The organism is Streptomyces sp. T39 (assembly GCF_008042045.1).
GTDB lineage: Bacteria > Actinomycetota > Actinomycetes > Streptomycetales > Streptomycetaceae > Streptomyces.
Window position 1 is genome coordinate 1 of record NZ_RDBP01000204.1, and the last position, 9269, is coordinate 9269.

5 protein-coding genes are annotated in these 9269 nt (G+C 73.5%); all 5 read left to right on the forward strand.

Translation table 11 applies throughout. The features are described 5' to 3' along the window. Window positions 1-561: 561 nt before the first annotated feature. Window positions 562-1935 (forward strand): NAD(P)/FAD-dependent oxidoreductase, encoded by a 1374-nt coding sequence (locus EAO77_RS36900; RefSeq protein ID WP_222723752.1) that lies wholly within the window; start codon window positions 562-564, stop codon window positions 1933-1935. A gap of 81 nt (window positions 1936-2016) precedes the next feature. Continuing rightward, window positions 2017-2421, forward strand: coding sequence for a nuclear transport factor 2 family protein (locus EAO77_RS36905; protein WP_147992634.1), 405 nt, complete (start codon window positions 2017-2019; stop codon window positions 2419-2421). Between the two features lie 51 nt (window positions 2422-2472). Further along, a complete protein-coding gene (locus tag EAO77_RS36910) occupies window positions 2473-3318 on the forward strand; it encodes an LLM class F420-dependent oxidoreductase (RefSeq protein WP_147992635.1) in 846 nt (281 codons plus the stop codon). 541 nt (window positions 3319-3859) lie between these two features. Beyond that, window positions 3860-5788 (forward strand): AfsR/SARP family transcriptional regulator, encoded by a 1929-nt coding sequence (locus tag EAO77_RS36915; protein WP_147992636.1) that lies wholly within the window; start codon window positions 3860-3862, stop codon window positions 5786-5788. Window positions 5789-6073: 285 nt separating this feature from the next. After that, the coding region (locus tag EAO77_RS36920) for a type I polyketide synthase (RefSeq protein WP_187283594.1) at window positions 6074-9269 on the forward strand (3196 nt) is incomplete at its 3' end.

The following is a 9269-nucleotide window of genomic DNA, read 5'->3' on the forward strand; positions in this document are numbered from 1 at the left end:
GCCACGCGCCCGCGGCCGGACACCGGATGCGCCGCCGCGCGGCGAGGTGGCCCGCCGACTGCCCGCGCGGGTCGCGGAACCCGCACCGCACACTGCGGGCAGTACCGCGCCGCCGGACCTCCGCGTTCCGTGCCGGGGCTCCGACGGCACCTCGGTCCGGCGCCTCGGTCCGGCGGCGCGGTACTGCCCGCGGTGTGCGGTGCGGGTTCCGCGACCCGTGCGGGCAGTCGGCGGGCCACCTCGCCGCGCGGCGGCGCATCCGGTGTCCGGCCGCGGGCGCGTGGCCGAACGGCCGGGTGTCGGTGGCCTGAAGTCGGCCGCGGCGAGGTCGCGTCCGGTGCCGCGGTCCGTCCGGGCCCGCCCGGACGGACCCGGGGGGACGCGCGCTCGGAGCGGCCGGGTGCGCAGCCGTGCGCGGATGTCCGTGGTGCTCCGGCAGGGGCCGGTGGGGCGATTGAGCAACCACGGAGGCGCTCCGCCGAGGCGGGCCGACGCAGACTCACCTGAGACCCGGTGATCCAGGAGCGGCAGTGGGCCGCTCGTGAAGGTGGGGGTGTTCGCGTGGTGCTCGGTAAGCATGCGGTTGTCGTCGGAGGCTCCGTCGCGGGGCTCACCGCCGCCGGTGCTCTGGCCGGCAGGTTCGAGAGAGTGACCGTGCTCGACCGGGACGTCCTGCCGTCCGACGCCGCGAACCGCAAGGGCGTCCCGCAGGCGCGTCACAGCCACGCCCTGCTGATCGGCGGCCGGCTCGCGCTGGAGAAGGTGTTCCCGGGACTGACCGCGGAGCTGACCGCGGGCGGCGCCGTCCCCTGGGACCCGGGCAACGACCTGCTCTTCCACCAGATGGGCGCGTTCCGCATCCCGTACGCCACGGGCATGATGGGCGTCAGCCTGACCCGGGCCTATCTGGAGCACTCGCTGCGGCGGCGGGTGGGCGCGCTGCCCAACGCCTCGCTGCGGGACGACGCGGCGGTCACCCAGGTGGTCGGCGTCCCCGGCCGGGTGACCGGGGTGCAGCTGGACGACGGAGAGGTGATCGAGGCCGATCTGGTCGTCGACGCCACCGGCCGCAGCGACCGCGGCGACCGCTGGCTGGAGCAGGTCGGCTGCCAGGCCCCCGAGGTCGACACGGTGAAGATCGACGTCGGCTACTCGAGCCGGATGCTCCACCGCTCACCCGGCGACCGCCTCACCGAGATGGGCGGTCTGCTCTTCCTCATGGCCTCGATCGGGCCGAACGACAAGCGCGCCGCGGCGGCGTTCGCGGTCGAGGACGACCGGTGGATCATCACCCTCGGCGGCTGGCACCGGTCCTACGCGCCGACCGACCCGGACGGCTTCGCCGAGTTCGCGGCCGGTCTGCCCACGTCCCACATGAAGGACCTGCTCGCCCGGTCCGAGCCGGTGGACCCCGGCAACGCCCTGCGCTACACGTACCCGAACTCGCGCAGACGCTACTTCGAGCGGCTGCGCCGGCCCCCGGCCGGATACGTCGCCATCGGCGACGCCGTGTGCAGCTTCAACCCGCTCTACGGCCAGGGCATGACCGTGGCCATCCTGGAGGCCCTCGAACTGGGCGACAGCCTCGACCGCTGCGGAGGCCCGACCGAGGAGATGACCCGGACGTACTTCCGGGCGGTCGGCAAGCTCCTGGAGATGCCGTGGCGCATCTCGACCGCGGGCGACTTCATCTTCCCGGAGACGGTGGGCCCGAAGGCATTCGGCACGGACGTGGCCAACTGGTACGTCGGTCAGGTGACCCGGGCCAGCCACACCTCGGTCGACGTGCACCGCGTCATGCTGGAGGTGCAGCAGATGCTCGCGCCGCCGTCCGCGCTGCTGCGGCCCGGCCTGATCGCGCGCTCGCTGCGCGCGGCCCGCAGATCCCCCGCCGTGACGCGCCGCCCCGATGCCGTGACCAGTCCGGTCGCGTGACGGGCCGCTTCGCGACCGCGCGTCCCGCGCATTCCCAGCCCGTACCACCCGGCCACCAGCCGGACGAACTCTGGAGGAAGCATGACGGAACAGCCTGTCGACACGGTGAAGCGCCTCTACGCGGGCCTGACCGCCTTCGACATCGAGATGGTCCTCGGGACGTGCGACCCCGAGGTCGAGATCGTCGCCCCCAAGTCACTGCCCTGGTCCGAGGGCGACTACAAGGGGCTGGACGGGGCCAAGGCGTACTTCGCCAGTGCCCTGGGGCACCTCGATCAGGCCAAGTTCGACGTCGAGGAACTGCTCCCGTCCGGTGACTGGGTCACCGCGCTCGGCTGGTGGAGCGGACGCTTCAAGGAGACCGGAAACGAGTTCAACGTGCGGTTCGTCCACTTCTGGATCATCCGCGACGGCAAGGTCGTCCGCGCCGAGGGAGTGTCCGACACCGTCCCGATCGCGCGCGCGGGCGAGCCGGCCGGAGCCTGAGAAGGTGCCGTGCCGGCACCCCGGCACACGGATCGAGCAGGGGAACCACTCATGAAATTCGGTGTGTCGGCGCTCGTCACGGACGAGGGGATCGGACCGGCGAGCCTGGGCAGGGCACTGGAGGAGCGCGGCTTCGAGTCGCTCTTCGTCGGTGAGCACACGCACATCCCGGTGAAGCGGGAGACCCCGTGGCCGGGCGGCGGGGAGCTGATGCGGGAGCTGTACCGCACGATCGACCCGTTCGTGGTGCTGACCGCGGCGGCCGTGGTCACGGAGCGACTGCTGCTGGGCGGCGGTGTCTTCCAGGTCGCGCAGCGCGACCCCCTGACGCTGGCGAAGCAGATCGCCTCCCTCGACCTGATCTCCGGCGGCCGGGTCGTGGCCGGGGTAGGCGCGGGCTGGAACCGCGAGGAGATCCGCAACCACGGGACCGAACCGAGGACCCGCATGGCGCTGATGCGGGAACGCGTCCTCGCCATGAAGGCCCTGTGGACCGAGGAGGAGGCCGAGTTCCACGGCGACTTCGTCTCCTTCGACCCGGTGTTCTCCTGGCCCAAGCCGGTGCAGCGGCCGCACCCGCCGGTGATGGTGGGCGGCAACCACCCCGCCGCCGTCGAACGGGTCCTCGACTACGGCGACGACTGGGGCCTGATCTGGCTGCCCATGATGAGGGAGGGCGAGCATGCGCTCGGTCCCGTCATCGCCGACTTCCGCCGGCGGGCGGAGGAACGGGGCCGGGGCTACATCCCGGTGACGGCGTACCAGGTGCCGCCGGACCGCGAGGTGGTCGCCTCGATCGTCGAGGCCGGCGCGGACCGGATCCTGTTCACGCTGCCCACCGTCCCCGAGGACGACACGCTGCGGAGCCTGGACGCGATGGCCGCGCTGTTCGTCTGAGGGCGGCGACGCCCCCACACGTGCCGGGGCCCGCACGCCCCGGCCGGTCACGTGACCGCGGTGCCCGCGTTCCTCGCGGGCAGGGGCCCGCACGCCCCGGCAGGTCCCGGGACCCGAGGTGCCCCTGACCGGTCGGCCGGTCAGGGGCACCTCTCTCTTCACGGTGGCCGTCTTCGCACGGTGGCCGGAACTACCCGCTGCCGGCGACGCCGCAGGGGTCGTGGACAACCGTGAAGGGGCATGATGCGTCCGGTCGCGGGGAGGGTCTCCGCCCTGTTCGTTCACGTGTCACCGGCCGCCTCCGAGCGGCTGTGACGGCTGAGCAATGTGGGCGGTGACAGGTGTTCGAATCATGGCTACCTTTGCTGGATGTTGCGCTGTGGTCAGCGCGCAATCAGCGCTCGGAGCGCAGATTGTGGACGAAGTGATACGGGGCGCGGGTGTGATGTCTGGGTAACAGTGGGGCGCGATTCTTCACCGAACGGACACGGCGCAGCGGCGCCGGTCCGGATGTCATCGGCGTTGTCGGACAAGGGGGATCATGCGGCTGGAACTGCTGGGCTCAGTCAGGGCTTGGTGCGACGGCACGGAGATACTGCTCGGCCCGCCCAAGCAACGCGCCGTGATCGGCGTGCTGGTGAGCCGGATCAACGAGATCGTGGGCGTCGAGGAGATCGTGGACGCCGTGTGGGGCAGCGCCGTCCCGCAGACCGCGGCGAACGGGGTCCACACCTACGTCGCCGGTCTGCGCAGGGTCCTCGACCCCGGACGGGGACGCCGTGAGTCGGGCGGAGTGCTCGTCTCGTCGGGCGGCGGCTACGCCCTGTGCCTGGACCCCGGCCACGTCGACACCGCGCTGTTCGAACGCCACCACGCCCAGGCCCGCCGGCTGCACGGCCAGGGCCGGCTGCCCGAGGCACTGCGCGAGTTCGACACCGCACTCGGTCTCTGGCGCGGCGACGCGTACGCCAACGTCCCCGGTCCGTTCGCGGAGATGGAGCGCACCCGACTGGGCGAGCTGCGGATGACCGCCGTCGAGGAGTGGGCGGCCGACATGCTGGCCGTCGGCCGGCACGCCGAGGTCGTCCCGGTCCTGTCCAACCTGGTCGCGAAGGAGCCCCTGCGGGAGAGGCTCCGCTGGTTCCTGATGCTGACGCTGTACCGCTGCGGCCGCCGGGCCCATGCGCTGGGCGTCTACCGGGAGACCCGGCGGCTGCTCAGCGAGGAGCTGGGCCTGGAACCCGGCATCGAACTCCAGACCCTGCACAGCCACATCCTGGAGGGCCACCCGGATCTCCTGGGCCGGGTCACGGACGTCGCCGCCCTGCGCGAGAGCTGTCGACCCCACACCAGGAACCCCGCACCACCCCTCACCGAGACCCTGGTCCGCCCCGCACAACTGCCGTACAGCGCACGGGGCTTCGTCGGACGGTCGACCGAGCTCGCCGAACTCGACCTGCTCACCGCGCAGAGCGGCGGGCGGCGCGAGATGCGCCCCACCCTGGTGGTCCTCGAAGGGGCCCCGGGAGTCGGCAAGTCCACCCTCGCCCTGCACGCCGCCCGCCGGCTGGCCGGCCGCTTCCCCGACGGACAGCTCTACGTCGACCTGGAGGGCAGCGCCCCGCGCCACCGGGCGCTGAGCGGCCTCGACGCCCTCGCACAGGTGCTGCGCAGCCTCGGCGTGCCGAACTCCCGCCTCCCCGACGACCTCGCCGGACGCACCGCGCTCTACCGCAGCCTGATGCACGGCAAGCGGATGCTCGTGGTGCTCGACGACGCCGTCAACGCGGAGCAGGTGCGCCCTCTGGTGCCCAGCGGCCCCTCGTGCGTGCTGGTCACCAGCCGGCGGGCCCAGCGCGGCCTGGTCGTGCGGGACGGCGCATACCGCATCGGGCTCAAGCCGCTCGACCTCGGCGAATCGGTCCGGCTGCTCACCTATCTCATCGGTGAGGGACGGATGGAGGGCCAGCGCGACGCGGCGGCGAGGCTCGCCGAGATGTGCGGCCGTCTGCCGCTCGCCCTGCGGATCGCGGCCGAGGGTCTTGCCGACCATCCTCGGCTGTCGTTCGCGGACATGGTGCAGCAGCACGCCGCCGAGGAGGGCCGCCTCGACCGGCTGGCCGTCGAGGACGACGTCGCCGCCAGCCTCAGGGCGGCCTACGACGTCGTCTACGACGCGCTGCCGGCGGACGCCGCCCGCCTCTTCCGGCTCCTCGGCCTCCACCAGGGCGAGCTGATCACCGTCGCGGCGGGCGCCGCACTCACCGAGACGGACCTCGCGACGGCGGCGCAGCTGCTCCAGGTCCTCGCCGACCACCACATGATCGAGGAGGCGGGCGGAGGCAGGTACCGCTTCCACACGCTGCTGAGGATCTACGCGGCCGAGTGCGCCGAGCGGGAACCGAGCCGTCATCGCACGGTGGCTCTCGCCCGATTACTCGCGGAAGAGGAATTCGCCTCCGCGATGTGACGAAAAGGATCAGTACGCCGTGCGTACGGTGGGCGTCGGCGACCCGAAAGGGGAGAGCCGACGTCCCCTGTCCGTATCACGGAATTTACACACCCCCCCTGTGTGCGCGCTGAGCAGAGCAATATCGGAGGTGCGTGCCCACACGGCCTCTGGGAAAGTTTCCACCACAGTTCGGTGCACGTGGATCGGGGGTTCCTCATGCGTGGTGCGGCAGGGCGGACGGACGCGGTACGACCCGCCGAAAATCCCGCGCCGGGCGGAACGGACGCGCAAGAATGCGAACCCGTGGCCGTCGTCGGATGGTCGTGCAGACTTCCCGGAGCCGATGATCCGGCGGCTTTCTGGCAGCTGCTGATCGAGGGTCTGAGCGCCGTTTCCCCCATGCAGGAGGAACGGAATGTACCCACCCTCCAAGGGGCCGCGGAAATTCCTGGGAATCGCGCGGGGAAGCCGGTCGGCGGATTTCTCGGCAATGTCGCCGAATTCGATGCGGAATTCTTCGGAATTTCTCCGAGGGAGGCCGCCGAGACCGACCCCCAGCAGCGCCTGCTGCTCGAACTCGCCTGGGAGTGCGCCGAGGACGCCCGGATGGCCCCCGGGTCGCTGAGGGACACCGCGACCGGTGTCTTCGTCGGAGCCATGGCGGACGACTTCGCCCAGCTCACCGCACGCCGGGACGCCGGCGCCACCACCCGGCACACGCTCGCCGGCACCCGGCGCACGCTGCTCGCGAACCGGATCTCCCGCACGCTGGGCCTCCGCGGCCCCAGCCTGTGCGTGGACACCGGACAGTCCTCCTCCCTGGTCGCCGTGCACCTGGCCTGCGAGAGCCTGCGCAGGGGCGAGTCGCGGACCGCGCTGGCCGCGGGCATCCACCTCGTCCTCGACCCCGGCGGCACCCTCGCGGTCGAGAGGTTCGGCGCGCTCTCGCCGAACGGCCGCTGCCGCACCTTCGACGCCGCCGCCGACGGCTACGTCCGCGGCGAGGGCGGGGTGGTCCTCATGCTCAAGCTGCTCTCCCGGGCGACGGCGGACGGCGACCGCGTCCACTGCGTCATCCGCGGCAGTGCCGTGAACAACGACGGCCAGGACAGCGACGGGACCGCCGTCCCCAGCCCCCGCGGCCAGGAGGCCGTCATCCGTGCCGCCTGCGCGGCCGCGCAGGCGGCGCCCGCCGACGTCCAGTACGTGGAGCTGCACGGCACCGGCACCCGCGTCGGGGACCCGGTGGAGGCCGCCGCCCTCGGCGCCGCCTACGGCAGCGCCCGCGACGCGCGCACCCCCCTGCTGGTGGGCTCCGCCAAGACCAACGTGGGTCACCTGGAGGGAGCCGCCGGAATCGTCGGACTCCTGAAGGCCGGACTCGGCATCGCCCACCGGCGCATCCCCGCCAGCCTGGGCTTCGACACCCCCCACCCCCGCATCCCGCTCGGCGAACTGCGCCTGCGCGTCGTCACCGGCCCGCTTCCCTGGCCCGACGGGGAACGCCCGCGCTGCGCCGGGGTCAGCGCCTTCGGCATGGGCGGGACCAACGCGCACGTCCTGCTCACCGAGGCGCCGGGGGAGCCCGCCCCCGCGGACGCCGCAACGAGCGGGCCCGCGGCGCGCCCGGCGGCCTGGCCCGTGCCCTGGGTGCTCTCCGGCCGCGACGCCGCCGACACCGGACGCCAGGCCGCGCGACTGCGCGACTTCCTCGCGACCGTGCCCGACGCGTCGCCGCGGGACATCGGCTTCTCCCTCGCCACCACCCGTACCCCGCTGCGCCACCGGGCCGTGGTCCTCGCCGACGGAGCGGACGCCCGGCTCGCCGCACTGGACGCCCTCGCCGACGGCGGCCGGCACACCGGCACGGTCACCGGCTTCGCCGGCGGACCGGACGGCGGCGCGGCGCCCCTCGCCTTCCTCTTCCCCGGCCAGGGCGCACAGCGCCTCGGCGCCGGCCGCGAGCTGTACGCGGCCGACCCCGTCTTCGCCGAGGCGCTCGACGAGGTCTGCGCACACCTCGACCCCCTGCTCGACCGGCCGCTGCGCGACGTGATGTGGGCCCGCCCCGGCAGCCCGGAGGCCGGTCTCCTCGACCGCACGGCGTTCACCCAGCCCGCGCTCTTCGCCCTCGCGGTCGCGCTCCACCGGCTCTTCGCCCACCGGGGCGTCGCACCGGACCGGCTCATCGGGCACTCCGTGGGCGAGATCGCGGCGGCCCATGCGGCGGGCGTGCTCTCCCTCGCCGACGCCTGCACGCTCGTCGCCGCCCGTGGCGACCTGATGCAGCAGCTGCCTGCCAGGGGCGCGATGGCCGCCGTCGAGGCCGCGGAGGACGAGGTCGTCCCCCTGCTGGACGGCGCCGGCGTCTGTCTCGCCGCCGTCAACGGCCCCCGCGCCACGGTCGTCTCCGGTGACGAGGAAGCCGTCGAGGCCGTCGCCGCGCACTGGCGCACCCGTGGCCGCCGCACCCGCCGGCTGTCCGTCAGCCACGCCTTCCACTCGGCGCACATGGATCCGATGCTCGACGACTTCGCCGCAGTCGCCGGGCGGCTCACCTACCGCGCCCCCGCGACGCCGGTGGTCTCCGGACTCACCGGCCGTCCGGCCGAGGGGATCGACACCCCCGGTCACTGGGTCCGCCAGGTCCGCGAACCCGTGCGCTTCCACGACGGCCTGCTGACCCTGCGCGACCTCGGCTGCGCGACCTATCTCGAACTCGGGCCCGACGCGGTGCTGGCGTCGATGGCGCGCGAGGCGCTGACCGCCGTGCCGGACGCCGCCTTCACCGCCGCGCTGCGGCGCGGCAGACCCGAGACGCAGACGGCGGCCGCCGCACTCGCCACGGTCCACGCGCAGGGCCGTGACCTGGACTGGGCCGCCGTGATCCCGGGCGGCCGCAGGGTCGCCCTGCCCACACGCGTCTTCCTCCGGAAAAGGCACTGGCCCTTCCCGGAGACGGAATCCGGACGGCACCACGCCGTACCGGATACGGCGGAACGGGCGCCGCAGCCCTCCCTTGCGGAGCCCGGTCCCGCCGGCGGCGCGGCACCCGGCACGACGGAACCGCTGCCCGTCGTGCCGGGTGACCGCGAGCACCATGCCCCCGCGCAGGCCGCCCCCGACCGGCGCCGGGTGACCGCCCTGGTGCGGGACGCCGTCGCCGAGGTCCTCGGGCTGGCACCCGGTGAACCGGTGCCGCTCACCCGCGCGTTCAAGGAGATCGGCTTCGACTCGCTCGGCGCGGTCGAGTTCCGCGACCGGATCGGCTCGGCCCTCGGGATCGCGCTCGCGCCCACTCTCACCTACGACCACCCGACCCCCGCGGCCGTCGTCGACCGGCTGCTGGCCCTCACCGCTCCGGTCGCCCGGGCCACATCACCCGGCCTGCCCCCCGCATTCCGCTCCGACGCCCCGGATCCCGCTCATGAGCCGGTGGCGGTGGTGGGTATGGGGTGTCGTTTTCCGGGGGGTGTGGTGTCTCCGGAGGGGTTGTGGG

Excerpts from the sequence above, each read along its gene's own strand:
- EAO77_RS36910 (WP_147992635.1), top strand. The coding sequence starts at position 2,473 with ATGAAATTCGGTGTGTCGGCGCTCGTCACGGACGAGGGGATCGGACCG.
- EAO77_RS36915 (WP_147992636.1), top strand. The coding sequence starts at position 3,860 with ATGCGGCTGGAACTGCTGGGCTCAGTCAGGGCTTGGTGCGACGGCACG.
- EAO77_RS36905 (WP_147992634.1), top strand. The coding sequence starts at position 2,017 with ATGACGGAACAGCCTGTCGACACGGTGAAGCGCCTCTACGCGGGCCTG.